This is a genomic window from Neobacillus sp. GCM10023253 (assembly GCF_042653105.1).
Classification (GTDB): Bacteria; Bacillota; Bacilli; order Bacillales; family Cytobacillaceae; genus Neobacillus; species Neobacillus citreus.
The window spans coordinates 33,059-50,072 of sequence record NZ_JBHSHV010000007.1 but is presented as its reverse complement, the minus strand read 5'-3'; the positions used below and the strand labels follow the sequence as shown (position 1 = coordinate 50,072).

The 17,014-nt window shown below is 43.9% G+C and carries 14 protein-coding genes; all 14 read left to right on the top strand.

All coding sequences use genetic code 11. The annotated features are described in order from the left end of the window. The first annotated feature begins 3 nt into the window (after window positions 1–3). The 14 genes from ACFPA1_RS10330 (at window position 4) to ACFPA1_RS10265 (ending at window position 16,973) form a co-directional block, all read left to right on the top strand. Complete coding sequence (locus tag ACFPA1_RS10330; protein ID WP_378582588.1) at window positions 4–999, top strand: alpha-ketoacid dehydrogenase subunit beta; 996 nt, start codon at window positions 4–6, stop codon at window positions 997–999. A 73-nt stretch (window positions 1,000–1,072) separates the two neighbouring features. Further along, window positions 1,073–2,248: a dihydrolipoamide acetyltransferase family protein gene (locus ACFPA1_RS10325; protein ID WP_378582586.1), complete on the top strand. Its 1,176-nt coding sequence runs from the start codon at window positions 1,073–1,075 to the stop codon at window positions 2,246–2,248. Window positions 2,249–2,307: 59 nt separating this feature from the next. Beyond that, window positions 2,308–3,522, top strand: a complete 1,215-nt coding sequence (locus ACFPA1_RS10320) for an acyl-CoA dehydrogenase family protein (RefSeq protein ID WP_378582583.1) — start codon at window positions 2,308–2,310, stop codon at window positions 3,520–3,522. Beyond that, entirely contained in the window at window positions 3,497–4,549 is a 1,053-nt protein-coding gene (locus ACFPA1_RS10315) for a phosphotransferase family protein (protein WP_378582580.1), read from the top strand. The genes ACFPA1_RS10320 and ACFPA1_RS10315 overlap by 26 nt, the downstream gene beginning before the upstream one ends. Window positions 4,550–4,727: 178 nt before the next feature. Then, window positions 4,728–5,870 (top strand): acyl-CoA dehydrogenase family protein, encoded by a 1,143-nt coding sequence (locus ACFPA1_RS10310; RefSeq protein ID WP_378582578.1) that lies wholly within the window; start codon window positions 4,728–4,730, stop codon window positions 5,868–5,870. Window positions 5,871–6,059: 189 nt separating this feature from the next. Beyond that, on the top strand, window positions 6,060–7,619 hold the full coding sequence (locus ACFPA1_RS10305) for a class I adenylate-forming enzyme family protein (protein WP_378582576.1): 1,560 nt from the start codon (window positions 6,060–6,062) through the stop codon (window positions 7,617–7,619). A gap of 3 nt (window positions 7,620–7,622) precedes the next feature. Then, the gene (locus ACFPA1_RS10300; protein WP_378582573.1) at window positions 7,623–8,561 is read left to right on the top strand and encodes an MBL fold metallo-hydrolase; all 939 of its coding nucleotides are present in this window, start codon (window positions 7,623–7,625) and stop codon (window positions 8,559–8,561) included. A 76-nt stretch (window positions 8,562–8,637) separates the two neighbouring features. Then, the gene (locus ACFPA1_RS10295; protein WP_378582572.1) at window positions 8,638–10,302 is read left to right on the top strand and encodes a sigma-54 interaction domain-containing protein; all 1,665 of its coding nucleotides are present in this window, start codon (window positions 8,638–8,640) and stop codon (window positions 10,300–10,302) included. A 236-nt stretch (window positions 10,303–10,538) separates the two neighbouring features. Then, entirely contained in the window at window positions 10,539–11,687 is a 1,149-nt protein-coding gene (locus tag ACFPA1_RS10290) for an acyl-CoA dehydrogenase family protein (RefSeq protein WP_213139862.1), read from the top strand. Window positions 11,688–11,701: 14 nt separating this feature from the next. After that, the gene (locus ACFPA1_RS10285; protein WP_213139863.1) at window positions 11,702–12,472 is read left to right on the top strand and encodes an SDR family oxidoreductase; all 771 of its coding nucleotides are present in this window, start codon (window positions 11,702–11,704) and stop codon (window positions 12,470–12,472) included. A 226-nt stretch (window positions 12,473–12,698) separates the two neighbouring features. Then, window positions 12,699–14,318: a long-chain-fatty-acid--CoA ligase gene (locus ACFPA1_RS10280; RefSeq protein ID WP_378582569.1), complete on the top strand. Its 1,620-nt coding sequence runs from the start codon at window positions 12,699–12,701 to the stop codon at window positions 14,316–14,318. Continuing rightward, complete coding sequence (locus ACFPA1_RS10275; RefSeq protein ID WP_213139864.1) at window positions 14,315–15,193, top strand: 3-hydroxyacyl-CoA dehydrogenase family protein; 879 nt, start codon at window positions 14,315–14,317, stop codon at window positions 15,191–15,193. Before ACFPA1_RS10280 ends, ACFPA1_RS10275 begins: the two co-directional genes overlap by 4 nt. 15 nt (window positions 15,194–15,208) lie before the next feature. Continuing rightward, window positions 15,209–15,982 carry an electron transfer flavoprotein subunit beta/FixA family protein gene (locus ACFPA1_RS10270; protein WP_213139865.1) on the top strand — a complete coding sequence of 258 codons (774 nt, stop codon included), beginning with the start codon at window positions 15,209–15,211 and terminating at the stop codon, window positions 15,980–15,982. A 13-nt stretch (window positions 15,983–15,995) separates the two neighbouring features. Next, a complete protein-coding gene (locus ACFPA1_RS10265; protein WP_213139866.1) occupies window positions 15,996–16,973 on the top strand; it encodes an electron transfer flavoprotein subunit alpha/FixB family protein in 978 nt (325 codons plus the stop codon). Window positions 16,974–17,014: the final 41 nt, after the last annotated feature.

Here is a 17,014-nt window from a genome sequence, read left to right as displayed (position 1 = left end):
ACGATGGGTACAGTTGTAAAAGTAAAAACAATTACCATGCGCGAAGCGATTATTGAAGCCTTAGTAGAGGAAATGGAGCGCGATCCAAGTACCGTTTTATTTGGAGAAGATGTTGGTAAATTTGGCGGGATTAATGCCATAACGAAGGGTTTGTACGAAAAATTCGGCGGCCAGCGCGTGTTTGACACACCTATCGCGGAAACTACGATTGTAGGTGCGGCCTTGGGGATGGCCATAACGGGGCTGCGGCCAATACCTGAATTACAGTTCGGTGACTTTGTCGGAATAGCTTTCGATGAAGTGTTTAATAAACTTGGTAAATGGCGCTATATGCATGGCGGTCAGATGGAAGTGCCTGTCACATTAAGGTTACCGGTTGGGATTGCCGGAGGTGCCGGTCCGGAACATTCGCAAAGCCCGCAGGCATTGTTTATGCACGCTCCTGGCATTCACATTGCGATTCCATCCACTCCGGCAGATGCCAAGGGCTTATTAAAAACCGCAATTCGTGACAATAATGCGGTACTTTTCTTCGAACATAAGCTTCTTTATGGAATGAAAGGAGAAGTTCCTGAGGAGGAATACTTAATTCCACTCGGAAAGGCTGATGTAAAACGTGAGGGAACGGATGTAACGATTATTGCTACCGCCCTGCAGGTACACACAGCCTTGAATGCCGCGAATACCTTGGCGAAAGACGGAATTGAGGCGGAAGTGGTTGACCCGCGAACACTTGCGCCATTAGACATGGATACGATTCTAGCGTCTGTACGGAAAACAGGAAGAGTGCTGATTGTCCATGAAGAACCAAAAACAGGCGGCTGCGGTGCCGAAATTGCTGCACAAATTGCGGAAGAGGCCTTGTTCGATCTTCATGCTCCGATCAAGCGAATTGGCAGCCCGGATGTTCCGATAGCCCAAAGTATCTATTTGGAGCAATTCTACCGACCTAGCGAAAATCAAATTATTGAAGTGGTTAAAGAATTGCTAGAATACTAGTCGATGTCGCCGAATACATCTATTCGGGATGTATTCGGCGATTCTTACATACTATTAAAAGGAGGTAATGTGGATGAATGAAGTTAAAATGCCCCGTCTCGGTGTCACGATGCAGGCTGGAACGGTAGCAAATTGGTTATTGGAAGAAGGTGATTTTGTCGAGAAAGGTGATTACCTTTTTGAAATGGAAACAGAAAAAGCCACAGTGGAAATTGAAGCCATGAATTCAGGCGTCCTGCGTAAGATTATCATTCCAGAGGGACAAGAGGTGCCTGTTAATACGGTTATCGCCATTCTTGCCGAAGAAGATGAAGAGATTAACCTTTCCCGATATTTGGAAGAAAAATCTGCGGAAGAAGCAACAGTGCAGGTTGCTGCAGCAGTTGAGGCAGTGGCTGAGAAACAAGAAGCAGCAGGGAAGGTAGGCGGAGGCGGCAAAGCCGCACCGAAAGCACGACAGCTTGCCAAACAGTTAGGGATTGACCTTGCTACGGTGATTGGAACTGGAAAAGATGGTCTCATTACTGAAAAGGATGTCCAAAATGCTGCTGCCGTTACGGAAACAACTGCTGTACTCAGAATCAAAGAAACGATTCCTTTGAACCATGTGAAAATATCTATGTCTGAAAACATGTTAAACAGCTGGAGAAACATCCCACAATTTACCCAAATCGTCAGTGTCAATATGGCCCAAGTAGTAAAGGCGAAGAAGGAATTAGGGGGTGTTTCGATTAACGATGTAATTGTAAAGGCTGTTGCGAATGTGGTACGAGAGTATTCCATCGTAAATAGTAGATTAGAGGGAAATAAAATTGTTGTGTTTGATGATGTGAACATTTCCGTTGCCGTCAACAGTGGGCAAGGATTAGTGGTGCCGGTAGTGAAAAATGCTGACAGCAAATCAGTATCAGAAATCTCGAAAGAAATTAAAGCCCTATCTGAAAAAGCCAATAATAATCAGTTAACATTTGATGATTATGCAAACGGAACGATTACCGTTTCGAATTTGGGCAGCCTTGGTATCGAAACAGGTACACCGATTATCAATGCTCCACAATCAACGATTATCTTTGCTGGCAGCATCCAAAAAACCCCTGTCGTAAATGAGTTTGACGAAATTGTGGTAGCCCCGATGATGAAGCTGTCGATTGCTTATGATCATCGGTTTATTGATGGTGTAACTGCTGCCGGATTTACCAATGCCGTGAAGGATGCTCTTGAAAATCTGTCCGTTCATAGCCTGGCATAAGAGAGCCTGTTTGGTTCTTTTTGGCCTTCCCATTTATTTTTTAAAAGGAGTGATCCATCGTGTTTCATTTCACAGAAAGCGAAGAACAACGAAGAATGCTCGATAAGGCTACGGAAATTATGGATAAATATGTATTTCCCAATGAGAAGTACATGGTTCCCCATCGTGGGCTGCCGGATGAAATTTTAAAGCCCTTGCAGCAAATAGTGAAAGATAACGGATTATGGGCCGCCCACTTACCGAAGGAATACGGCGGAATGGGAATGGGGTTCGTCTCTTTAGGTTTGCTTTCTGAGGTGATTGGCCAAAGTCCAATTGGACCGTATAGCTTTGGTTCGATGGCCCCAGATGCAGGTAACGGTGAGATTCTAGTTCATGCGGCAACAGAAGAACAAAAGGAAAAATATTTAAGGCCACTCGCAAACTACGAGATCCGCTCCTGCTTTGCCATGACAGAGCCGGAAGTTTCTGGTTCTGACCCGAGAACATTACAAGGCACGGCTGTAAAAGATGGTGATGAGTGGGTCATAAACGCCCATAAATGGTACACAACAGGAGCAGAGGGGGCGGCTTTTGCCATTGCTATGGTGGTGACGGATCCTGCTGCAGACCCATACAACAGAACAAGTTTGTTCATTGTCGATACCGATAATCCGGGCTTTGAAATTGTTCGCGAGGTTCCTGTTTTAGGTGACCATTATGTCGGGGGACACTGTGAAGTCCGTTTTTCAAACTGCCGAATTCCGGAGAAAAACATGCTCGGGAGACGCGGCGAAGGCTTTAAGCTGGCCCAGCTGCGCTTAGGTCCCGGCCGGATTACCCATGCCATGCGCTGGATAGGGGTTGCCCGCCGCTCACTAAATGAAATGATCGCCTATTCCTTAACGAAAAAAGACGGTAATAAGACACTCGCAGACTCGCAAATTATCCAAAATTACATCGCTGATTCAGAAGCAGAAATACAAGCCTCAAGACTCCTAACATTGCATGCAGCCTGGAAAATGGACCAGGGCGATGAAGCCCGCAAAGAAGTATCCCTCATCAAGTTTTACGGAGCCCAAGTACTGAACAATGTGATTGACCGTGCCATTCAAACTCTTGGAATGTACGGTTTAACCCCTAATACACCGCTCGAAGGCCTGTACCGTGAAGCAAGGGCAGCCCGCATTTATGATGGGGCCGACGAGGTCCACCGAATGGTCGTAGCGAGACACGTATTAAAAGAGTATCAAGCAAAGGAGAGGTTGAATGAGCCAGCAGCAGTTCCAAAATAAAGTAACTGAAGTGAATTGGTCAAAGGTTGAAGAGTATCTTAAGCAGGAAATCCCTGTACTAAGTGACGAACCCATTCAGGTCAAAGCGTTTTCTGCTGGGTACTCCAACTTAACTTACTTTATCAAAATAGGGGATTGGCAGGCAGTATTAAGAAGACCACCGTTTGGCGCCATTCCTCCTAAAGCTCATGATATGAAAAGAGAATTTATCATCCTTCAGAAACTAAATCGCGTTTTTCCATTAGCACCTAAACCCTTTCTTTATTGTGAGGATTCAAGGATTATGGAGCGGCACTTTTATGTGATGGAGAAAAAAGAAGGTGTCGTGATTGATGATTCAATACCTGATGAGTTTCAAACCCGAGGAAATACCTGCTTACTAGTTTCTAATGCCGTTGTGGATACCCTGGCACAGTTGCATGCCGTAGATTATGAAGCAGCTGATCTGCAAGATTTCGGATATCCGGATGGGTACTTAAGCCGGCAGGTGCATGGCTGGATTAAACGATTTCATAACTCGAAAACAGATGATATTCCTTCCGTTGAAAAATTAGAGAAGTGGTTAATTGACAATATCCCATCTTCACCCGCACCATCTATCGTTCATAATGATTTTAAATTAAATAATATGATGTTTTCAGCCAGCAACCCAGGAGAAGTCGTCGGCGTCTTTGATTGGGAATTAAGTACAATAGGTGATCCATTAACAGATCTAGCCTCCGCAATCGCCTACTGGGCGGAACCTGGTGAGGAGGATAGCGGATTGACGTCTGTTACAGCCAATCCCGGTTTTCTCTCGAGAAAAGAAATGTTAGAACGATATGCGAAGATAAGCGGCCGTGATGTATCCAACATTGATTATTATCTTACGTTTGCTTTTTATAAAATTGCCGTCATCCTTCAGCAACTTTATTACCGCTGGAAAATTGGCGAAGCACCTGATGAACGCTTTGGCAAACTAGATACGGGCATTAAAAACCTGCTGAAAAAAGCGGAAAAAGCACAGCGGAAGGAACTTTTGCGATAAAAAGCTTTACTTAAGCTGAAAAAAGCTTTCCAATTAGCGGATTTTAGCCGTCTATTAGCTAATTTCCAACTTTTATTAGCGAATTTAGCAGTTTTATTAGCGAATTACCCCCGTTTATTAGCGAATTGGATTGCCACCGATTATTTAGGAGTTAGCCTTTAACAAAGGAGTGAAACACATGCCCAACACAATAGTAGATATTGAGCTCGAAATACTAAAAAAGACTGTCCAGTCCTTTATCAAAGAACATGTTCTGCCCGCAGAACATGCGCCTGAAAAGTATGTAAAAGAGCTTTCCGAAGAAGTTGTCGCTCGTCTCCAAACCGAGGCCAAAAAGGCCGGATTACAGGCATTGCATGCTAAACAGGAATGGGGCGGGACAGGATTGTCTTTATCAGCAAGAGCAGTTTTGCTTGAGGAAGCCGCTAAGCACAGGCTGGGACTCTACCATCCTGCCGGTGATGCATTTGGCGGAGACTTCCCAAGTTTTTTGGACAAATGTTCACAGGAACAGATTGATAAATATATAAAGCCTGCCATCAGTCTGGGCAAGGGATGTTTTGTTGCTGTATGGGAGGAACAAGAAGATAACCATCTTGATAGTTTGACCACGACAGCGATAAAGGACGGAACGGAGTGGATCATTAACGGCCATAAGGCATTCATTCAAAACATGGCCCAATCTTCCTTTGGAGTCATTCTTGTCAACTGTCAATTAGAAAATGGCGATTATCAGCCAGCCTTATTTTTACTGGAGACCAATCAACTTAGTGTTAAGGAAACCGTGCTGATTGATGTTCAATCAACTCATAGTATTGTATTGGAAAATATCCGCGTCAACGATTGTCAACGAGTCGGGGCAATAGGGGAAGGCAAAGTTCTCGTTCAGCACTGGCTTGCAGAGGCACAGGTACTGCTTGGTGCAAAAAGTATTGGCGTAGCTACCAAAGCGCTTGAATTTGGGAAACAATATGCAATATTACGAATAACTAGAGGGAAACCGCTCTCTGAATTTCCAACCATCCGAACCATGCTGGCAAAATCATATTTGAATCTGCAGGCTGCAAGATTAATGGTAAGCGATGCAGCCAAAAAAATAGAATCAAAGGAACAGAACTGGCAGCTTGCAGCCCAAATGGCAAAACTGCAGGCAACCGAAACTGCTTCAAAAGTCATCGATGATATTGTGCAAATACACGGCGGTTCAGGGTTCGCCGGTGACCTGCCAATCGAGCGATGGTACAAGGAAATTCGGATAGCAAGGGTTAACCTACAAAAAGCTGAATCTATCATGGAAAATATTGCCTATATAATACTTTAGGGTTAAAGAAAATTCTCTTAAGGGGTCTGACCTGTCAAGTTTCCGGATTACAAACTTAGCGGGATCCGGCCCTTTTTTAAAATTATTTTTTTGAAAATTACAATAAATGGAGGGATTTTCGATTATAAATGGAATTTTAATATAGTAACCTTTTAATTTTAAACATTATGTCAGTTAAGGAGCGATATCATGATAGATTTCATTCGATCAAGACAGTTGTTAGTGGACCAAATGCTTGAGCGGTCAACAAGAAGGTTTCCCAATAAGATTGCCTTAGTGAGCAATGAGGTGCGGATAACTTACGAAGAACTACATAATCGGGTCAACATCCTTGCTGGCTGGCTCCAATTCAAAGGTATTAAAAAGGGTGACAAGGTTGCCTTGTTACTATTCAATCGAATCGAGTATGCAGAGTGTTTATATGCTTTAGCCAAAATAGGGGCTGTCGCTGTTCCGATTAACTTCCGTTTACAACCGGCTGAAATTGAGTATATTCTCACAAACTCTGAAGCAAAAATGATTGTTGTTGACAACAAACTTGTTTCCACGATAGAAGCTATTAAAAATCATCTTCCGAACCTTGAAGAAATGGTTGTGGTTGATGATAACAGCCTACATAATGATTCCCATTATCCCTATAATCAGATTTTTGCCAATCCATATACTCCTAGTTTGGTAGAGCTTGAAGATGATGATGATTTCTTAATTTGCTATACATCCGGGACAACTGGCAAACCGAAGGGCGCTGTCCTATCTCATAAAAATGTTTATATGAATGCCATGAACTACTCTCTTGAATTTGGCCTTACAAAGGATGAGGTCCAGTTAATTACGACACCGATGTTCCATATCGGCGGGATTTCTGCCTTCTCCATGGTGGTTCTCATGGGAGGAAGGTCTATTTTTCATGATAAATTTGATCCGGAACGAGTATTGGAAACCTTTGACGCTGAGAAAATTACATACAGCTTCATGGTCCCTTCCATGTGGAATATGTTATTAGAACATCCGAGATTTGGAGAATTTGATGTTTCAAGTTTGCGGGTCCTTTGTACTGCCGCTGCTTCCACACCATTAGAATTGAAAAAACGGCTCATGAAGCATTTCCCGAATGCAGGAGTCTTTGATACTTACGGCCAGACAGAAACTTCACCAGGAACCACGACCTTAAAACCAACCGATTCCTTAAATAAATCTAGCTCGGTGGGATTGTCTTTTACCAATGTCGAGATTCGGGTTGTTGATGAGCGGATGCTCGATGTAGAACCGGGACAGGTTGGCGAAATTATCTTCAGAGGTCCGACCGTTATGAAGGGCTATTATAAAAATCCTGAGGCGACGGCGGAAGCGTTTCGAGGCGGCTGGCTTCACAGCGGCGATTTGGCCGTGACAGATGAAGAAGGGTATATTTCCGTTGTTGACCGCAAAAAGGACATGATTATCAGCGGCGGCGAGAATATTTATCCAAAAGAAATTGAAGAGGTATTATATACCCACCCTGATATTCTTGAAGCAGCAGTCATTGGTGTCCCGGACCCTAAATGGGGCGAAACGGTAAAAGCCTTGATTGTCCTGCGCAATGGGAAAAGTTTAACAGAACAAGAGGTTATCAACTATTGTTCTGGTGCATTAGCAAGCTACAAAAAACCGCGCTATGTAGAATTATTGGAAGAATTGCCACGGAATGCGGCAGGAAAAATTCTAAAAACTGTTTTAAGAGAATTAGAAAGTACCAGGAAGGAGTCGTAAATTTTGCTTACAGAAATAGGAGTCACACAAGTAACCGTCCCACTTCCTTTTCGTTTAAATCACGTGAATTGTTTTTTAGCTGAGGGAGCAAATGGATGGACCATCATCGATGCAGGTTTAAATACAGAGGTTTCCAGGGATATCTGGCGGCCCATAATTGAAAAACATGATGTCAAAGATATCATCATTACCCATTATCATCCTGACCATTTTGGCTATGCCGGGACTTTGCAGCAATTAACTAACGCTGAGGTTTGGATGACCGAAGTGGATGAAAAGACAGGACTAGACTGCTGGGAGCAGGAATCGATCGCTAAAATGAAGCAGCATTATGATACCTTTGGCTTTCCCGATGATTTATCCGCGGTACTAACATCAGATGAGAATAGTTTTAATGCTAAGGTAAAACCTTATCCTACAGTAAACCATCACCTTATAGAGGGAATGAAGATCCCTTTCGGTAACTATGAATATGAAGTGATATTTACACCGGGACACTCAGATGGGTTAATAAGCCTTTTTAACAAGGAAAATAGCATTCTTTTTTCAACAGACCATATTTTGCCGAGAATTTCACCTAATATCTCTTATTGGTTCCGTGGCATCCGCAATCCATTAGAAGCGTTCTTTCAATCTCTTGAAAAAATAAAAGTATTGGATGCTGATATCGTCATCCCTTCCCATGGCAAACCTTTTCGTGGAGCCAACCAGAGAATCGATGAATTATTGGCCCATCATCAGGAGCGGTTGGAAAAAGTCTGTGAGGTGCTGAAACAACCAAGGACCATCTACGAAGTTAACGGGCATTTGTTTCAAAATCTAAACATCCACGAAACACGCTTTGCCGTTGGTGAAACATTAGCACACTTGGAATATCTTTATTTTAAAAATCAGTGCACAAAAAGTATGCATAACGGTACTTGGTATTATGAAGGTGTATAAATAGGAAAAATACTCCAAGAGGGATTATCAACCTATTGTTGAAATTATAATCATAACAATTTTTTGAGGTGATTTCATGGAGGCAGTCATCATAGACAAACTCCCGTTTCCGTTTTTTATCGCTGCGTCCGATAATCGCATTCTTTATAGCAATGAAATGCTTCAAAAGCACATCCCATTTTCAGGGAAATGTATTCATGAGGTCTTTGATACTTGGGCAGAGCTAAGGGGAGGCCAGCTGGTTCATGCATCATGGGAGGGTAAGGATTGGATTTTTATCAAAAGCCCCTTCCTTGATTCTGAGAAAATCGGCTATATCGGCACCTTTTCAACTGAACTGACTTCCTTGATCAAGGAACTAAAGGAAGCCAATAAAGTGAACCGCGAGCTTAATGCGGTTATTGAGAACATGTATGACGGGATTTATATTACCAATAAAGAAGGTATTACCGTTAAAACAAATTCAGCGATTGAAAGGCTGACCGGGATTCCAAAGGAATATTATATTGGCAAAAAAGTCGCTGATTTGATGAAAAGGGGTATTTTAAAAAACTCCGTCACCCATCAGGTCCTTGAGAAAAAGCGAAGCGTGTCTTTAGTCCAGCAAAATTTCAAAGGCAGGGAAGTGCTGTTGACCGGCAGCCCTGTTCTTGATGAAAATGGAGAAATTGAAAGTATTGTCACCAATATCCGCGACCTATCGGAGCTAAATGACCTGCAGGCAGCACTGACAAAAGCAAATCAGTTGAATCATAGTTATAAAGAAGAAATTGAGCGTCTGAAAGGCAAATCATTTACAAAAAGTGGCGTGGTCATCCGGAGTGAGCAGCTGCAGAAAATTTATGAGACAGCAGAGCGCATCGCCAATGTCGATGCGACCGTGCTGATTCTTGGTGAAACAGGAACAGGGAAAGATGTTCTGGCCCGCTATATATTTGACAATAGTGAACGAAGCCGGAGAGGCCAAATGATTAAAATCAATTGTGGTGCCATTCCCCCGGATTTACTCGAATCGGAATTGTTTGGCTATGAGGCCGGTGCCTTCACTGGAGCGAGTGGCAAAGGCAAGCCGGGTATGTTTGAGCTTGCCAATGATGGCGTCCTTTTCCTTGATGAAGTGGGGGAGCTTCCACTTCACTTACAGGTTAAACTCTTACGGGTCATCCAGGAGCGAGAAGTGCAGCGGATCGGCGGAACGGTCCCTAAGAAAGTGGATGTTCGCACCATTGCTGCCACGAACAGAAATTTAAAGGAAATGGTAGCGGACGGGAAGTTTCGCGAGGACTTATTTTATCGTTTGAATGTGATTCCCATTTCAATTCCACCGCTCAGCGATCGAAAGGCCGATATTCTGCCGCTAGTCGATTATTTCCTGGAGGTAATGAATAGCAAATATTCCTTGGAAAAACAACTCTCCTCGGGTCTCAAAGAGTTCTTCTATAATTATGGCTGGCCGGGGAACGTCCGAGAATTGTCCAATTTGATTGAGAGAATGTGCCTTGTTACAGAAGAATCAACCTTAACCGTTGATCATTTGCCAGCTGATTATCGAAAAACGGAAATGCAGGCCATTCCAATCAATGAAATGATGACCTTGAAGCAGGCAACTGAAATAGCGGAAGAGAAGCTACTTAAACTGGCACTGAAAAAATATCGGACCACCTATGAATTAGCGGAAGCACTAGATAGCAGCCAGCCAACCATCGTAAGGAAATTAAAGAAATACAACTTGAAATTTTGATTGACCAAACCACCTTCAAAGGTGGTTTTTATTTTTGATTCATTAATGAATTTTTTAATTCAAAATTGAATCACAGGGTTTTACCATGATTTGGCCATCAGTATCCTTTTCGTTAATTCAAAAATGAATCATTTAAATTATAAAAAAGTTCAAAATATTTATTTTGAAGCGTTTCCAATGTTGGCACGGTTCTTGCATCTATTCTAAACAGAAACAAAAAAGAGGAGGAAATACATATGTTAGTGACACTTCCACAAGAAATTGAACAAATGAAACAAATGGTACGTAACTTCGTTGAAAAAGAAGTTGAACCTTACGCTCAGATCATCGAGGACGAGGATCGCATTCCGCAGCACCTGATTGATCAGGCAAAAGACTTAGGATTATTCGGCATCAGCATTCCTGAAGAATACGGCGGCATCGGGCTAAATACGGTTGGCAAAGCTGTTGTTCTTGAACAGCTTGGCCGCACGCATAACGGTTTCGTCAGCTTAATCAGTGCCCATACTGGAATCGGTTCTACTGGGCTTGTAAAGCTAGCCTCTGATTACCTGAAGCAAAAATACCTTCCAGACATGGCCGCAGGCAAAAAAATTGCCGCCTTCGCACTTTCTGAACCAGGTGCCGGCTCAGATGCAACTAATCTAGCGACACGTGCAGAAAAAGTGGGCAACAACTGGATTCTAAATGGGACAAAGCATTTCATTACCAATGCACCGGTTGCCGATGTGTTTACCGTATTTGCCTTAACAGATCCTGAAAAAGGTGCCAAGGGCGGCATTACGGCGTTCCTCGTTGAAAAGAATTTCCCTGGCTTCACCGTCGGCAAGAAGGATAAAAAAATGGGCTTACGTGGTTCCTATACTGCCCAGTTAATTTTTGAAGACTGTGTGGTTCCTGAAGAAAATGTGATCGGCGAAGTCGGCATGGGCTACATGTCAGCGTTAAAAATCTTGGGCGAAGGCCGCGTGGGCTTGGCCGCACGGTCCGTCGGTTCATGTGACAAATTAATTGAGCTTTCTGCTTCCTATTCTAAGCAAAGAGTCCAATTTAAAAAACCAATTGCGGCAAATCAAGCGATTCAATGGATGCTGGCCGATATGGCAACTGAAACAGAGGCGGCAAGAGCCCTTACCTTAAAAGCAGCAATGATGATTGATGAAGGAAAAGTAGTCATCAAGGAAGCATCGATGGCGAAATTATTCGCTTCCGAAGTGTTTAACCGAGTTGCTGATAAAGCTGTTCAAATCCATGGAGGTATGGGATATGTATCCGATTATCCGGTTGAACGCTTCTACCGTGATGCGAGGATTACAAAGATTTATGAGGGCACCAATGAAATCCAGCGCCTGATTATTGCAAGAAGAATCTTAGAAGAGAATTAAGATGGGGGAACGACATGCAAAAAGAACTGTTTAATATCGAAAATAAGGTTGCTTTTATTACAGGCGGAGGCAGAGGGCTCGGCCGGCAAATCGCTGAGGCATATGCTTCCTCCGGTTGCCACATCGCCGTTTGTTCGCGGCATTTAGACCAGTGTGAGGAAACGGCACAGTATTTATCTGAAACGTTTGGTGTGAAAGCGAAAGGGTATTCCTGCAATATTCAAAATGAAAACGACGTCAACGAGCTGGTAAGCCAGATTCTCTCTGATTTCGGACAAATTGACATTCTTGTTAACAACAGCGGCGCCACCTGGGGAGCACCGGTTGAAGAAATGCCTTTGGAAGCCTGGGAAAAAGTCATGAACGTTAACCTGACCGGGATGTTTCTAGTGACAAAAGCAGTGGGCAAACAGATGATTGAACGAAAATCCGGCAAGATTATCAACATTGGTTCAGTGGCCGGCATCAAGGCTGAACCGCCTGAAGTGCTAAATGCCATTGGCTACAGCACTAGCAAAGCGGCCGTTCATCATTTTACAAAAGACCTTGCTAGAAAATGGGCCCGTCATCAAATTTATGTCAATGCCATTGCACCGGGATTCTTCCCATCCAAAATGACGAAACATGTGCTAGCAGAACGCGGAGAGGAAATTAAAAAGCACAATCCGCTTGGCAGAATTGGCGATGACCACGCTCTAATGGGAGCCGCGCTTTACTTCGCTAGCCCGGCAAGTGACTTTGTGACTGGGCAGGTTTTGGCTGTGGATGGTGGAAGTACGCTTTAAGGCTCGTCTCTGCCTTGAGGGCATCTTGCGAGAGTAAATCGGGTTTATCCTAGAGTATTTCTTGCTTATCCGAGAGTAAAAGCGTCTTGCGAGAGAAATTTGAGTTTATCCGAGAGTAAATCAGGCCTATGCAAGAGTATTTCCTATCTATCCGAGAGAAAAACCAATTTATCCGTGAGTAGCGCCAGAAACCATATTTAATTAAACGCTTTAAAAAGGAGGTGCGATGTACTTGCAAAATTTAAAGAACCGGCCCTGGTATCAATTTTACAAGCAGGATGAGAGTATTGAAATTCCGGAAATTCCGCTTTACCGCATGCTGGAAGAATCCGTCCAAAAATATAGCGATAAAACAGCAATTATTTTCGAGGATGAACATGTCACTTTTCAGGACCTGAAGGATCAGGTCGACAGGCTGGCAGGCGCTTGGCTGGAGCTGGGCTTTCAAAAAGGCGAGCGGATCGGCTTAATGCTTGCCAATCATCCAGATTATATTATTTGTTATTATGCTGCACAAGCACTCGGGCTAACGGTCGTGCAAATCAATCCATTGTATACGCCAAGAGAGCTATTGCAAATCGTAAATGACTCGCAGGTTTCCTACATTGTAGGGGATCCAAAGTCAAGAAAAACCATTCTCGATGTAAACGAACTCTATCCGTTTCGGTACATTATTGGCTCACAATTTGAAGATTTGCACTCAGAAGAGTGTAAAACACTGGATTTGCTGATTCCATTTTCAGAACCAATCAATGCACCTGTGGAAATAGACGTCAGGGAAGATATTGCGGTCATTCAATATACCGGCGGCACCTCCGGGAAAATGAAAGGGGCCATGCTCACCCATTACAACCTAGTTGCAAATGTGGTTCAAAGTCTTCATATGTATGGGGAGAACATGGTTCGCGGTGAGGAGACGATTCTCGCTGCAACCCCTTTGTATCACGTGTACGCCATGACAAGTGCTATGAATCTCGGAATCCATATTGGCGCCAAAATTTTGTTGTTCAGAAAATTTGAAATCAATTATGTTCTGGAAAAAATTGAACAATATCAACCTACATTTTTTCCAGGTGTACCAAAAATGTATATTTCTTTCGTGAACCACCCGGCAATCAAAGATTATCGCTTGAACTGCTTGAAATTTTGTTCATCCGGTTCTGCCCCGCTGCCGGTAGAAGTGCTCAAAGGCTTTGAGGGGCTAACAGGTGCAAAAATTTCGGAAGGATTCGGACTGTCGGAAGCATCCCCTACCACACACCGAAATCCGCCATTTGGAATCCGGAAGGTTGGAAGCATTGGGATTCCCCTGCTTGGCACAGATTGCATGATTGTAGATGAACAGAACAACGAAGTGAGTCCGAAAAGTATCGGGGAACTTTTGATCAAAGGACCGCAGATTATGAAAGGCTATTGGAATAACCAAGAAGAGACTCATGCAGCACTGCAGGACGGATGGCTTCATACCGGAGACCTCGCGATGATGGATGATGACGGTTATTTTTACATCGTCGGCCGAAAAAAAGAAATGATCATTGTCGGGGGATTCAATATCTATCCACAAGAGGTGGAGGGTGTCCTATATGAACACCCGGATATCGAGGAAGCAGCCGTAGTCGGTATTCCCCACGAAATGCACGGGGAAATCGTCAAAGCATTTATCGTCCCAAAAAGCGGGAGGGAAATCGATCACGATGAATTAAAGGGATACTGCTATTCAAAGTTAACACCATACAAGGTTCCGAAAGTGTTCGAAGTGCGCGATACCCTGCCGAGAAATACCGTAGGGAAACTTTTAAAAAGGCTCCTAGTCAAAGAGGAGCTTGAGAAAGGAGAAAAAGAATGACAACAAACATTCAAAAAGTTGGTGTCGTTGGCGCCGGCACCATGGGAGCGCAAATAGCCATGGTCTGTGCGCTCGGCGGCTATAGCGTCACACTGCAGGATGTAAGTGCAGAAAGCCTTGAAAAAGGAAAACAAATCCTTGATGAACAAATGCAAAAAAGGGTGGCAAAAGGAAGACTGACAGCAGAAACCGTTGAAGCTGCTTTCAATCGAATCAAGTTCACCTCGTTCTTGGAAGATTTAAGCGATGCCGACATTGTTATTGAAGCCATTGTTGAAAAATTAGAGATTAAAAGAGAGCTATTTTCAAAGCTTGATAAAATCACACCGGCCCACGCGATTCTTGCCACTAACAGCTCAACCATCGTTAGTTCGAAAATTGCAGATGCAACCGAACGTCCGGATCAAGTGTGCAATGTCCATTTCTTCAATCCTGCCCTTGTGATGGAGCTTGTCGAAGTGGTCCGCGGGCCGCACACTTCTGCTGAAACGGCCGAAACGGCGATGGAGTTTGTGAAATCCATCAATAAGCTTCCAGTCCTGCTCAACAAAGAAATATCCGGTTTTGTCGCCAACAGAATTTTAGGAAAGTTGATGGACGAAGCGTTGTTCCTTCTCGAAAATGGGATTGCAAGCCACGAGGACATCGACCTAGTTGTCAAAAAAGCGCTCAACCATCCAATTGGCCCATTTGCCCTAATGGATTTAACCGGACTCGATGTCAATTACCTCGTCCGCATGCAGCGTTACCAGGAGAGCGGCGACGAGCGGGACAAACCTTCAAAGATTGTCCAAGAAAAAGTTGAAAAAGGCGAGTTAGGAAGAAAGACAGGCAAAGGGTTTTATACGTATGATGCCGCACCGGCAAAAGTTTAATAGGAGGGTTATAAAATGAATATTTATGTGTTGTTAAAAAGAACATTTGATACCGAGGAAAAAATTGTCGTCTCAAAGGGAGCCATCCAAGAGGACGGTGCTGAATTTATTATCAATCCATACGATGAGTACGGTGTGGAAGAAGCAATCCAAATCCGCGACAATCAAGGCGGGGAAGTAACCGTCGTGTCTGTTGGCGGAGAAGATGCAGAAAAGCAGCTGCGCACGGCGCTGGCAATGGGAGCAGACAAAGCAGTGTTAATTAATACAGAGGACGACCTTGAAGCGGGCGACGAATTTACGACGGCGAAAATTTTGGCCGAATACCTGAAGGATAAGGATGCAGACCTGATTTTTGCAGGAAACGTCGCGATTGACGGAGGAAGCGGACAAGTCGGACCACGTGTCGCAGACCTCTTAGATATCCCTTATGTCACCACCATTACAAAAATTGAAGTAGACGGCGGGACCGCCAACATCGTCAGGGACGTTGAAGGAAGCTCTGAAACGATTGAAACATCTCTGCCGCTTTTGGTAACAGCACAGCAAGGCTTAAATGAACCGCGCTATCCATCTTTGCCAGGAATCATGAAAGCGAAGAAAAAGCCGCTCGAAGAATTAGAGCTAGATGACCTTGATTTAGAGGAAGACGATGTTGAAGCAAAAACGAAAACAATCGAAATTTACCTGCCTCCGAAAAAAGAAGCCGGCCGCGTTCTTGAAGGAGAGCTTCAAGATCAAGTAAAAGAACTCGTAAATCTGCTGCATTCAGAAGCAAAGGTAATTTAAGGAGGGAAATGACATGACTAGAAAAGTTATTGTACTTGGAGAAATCCGTGATGGGGAACTAAGAAATGTATCATTTGAAGGGATTGCCGCAGCAAAAACTGTTGCTGAAGGTGGCGAAGTAGTTGCTGTCCTGCTTGGTGAATCGGTTGGAAATCTGGCACAAGAGTTGATTCAGTATGGTGCTGACCGGACTGTCGTGGTGGAAAACCCTAAGCTTGCCAGCTACACGCCAGATGGCTTTTCCCAGGCAATCCTTGCTGTTGTGGAGCAGGAACAGCCGGATGCGATTATCTTTGGCCACACAGCACTTGGTAAAGACCTATCACCAAAGGTTGCCAGCAAGCTTGGTTCCGGATTGATTTCCGATGCCGTAGCGATTGAAGCAGCAGGGGGAAATGTTGTTTTTACCCGCCCAATCTATTCCGGTAAAGCATTTGAAAAGAAAATTGTCACGGACGGCTTAATTTTTGCCTCCATCCGACCAAATAATATTGCACCGCTTGAAAAAGATGCATCCCGCACTGGTGAGGTGTCCTCTGTTTCTGTGGAAATCAAGGATTTGCGTACTATTATTCGCGAAGTAGCGAAAAAGGCAATCCAAGGTGTTGACCTAACAGAAGCAAAAGTGATCATTTCCGGTGGACGCGGCGTGAAAAGTGAAGAAGGCTTCAAGCCGCTTCAAGAGCTTGCAGATGTACTTGGCGGCGCGGTTGGCGCTTCACGCGGTGCGTGTGATGCGGAGTACTGCGATTATTCCCTGCAGATTGGACAAACAGGTAAGGTTGTGACGCCTGATCTTTATATCGCTTGCGGAATTTCTGGAGCCATCCAGCACCTTGCGGGAATGTCCAACTCCAAAGTGGTCGTTGCGATCAATAAGGATCCAGAGGCCAATATTTTTAAAGTGGCCGATTACGGAATTGTCGGAGATTTATTTGAAGTGGTGCCAATGCTTACCGAAGAAATTAAAAATTTGCTTGTAAAAGCTTAGGTTTAGGAGATTAACAGAAAAGCAGCCCCCTTCTTAAGGAG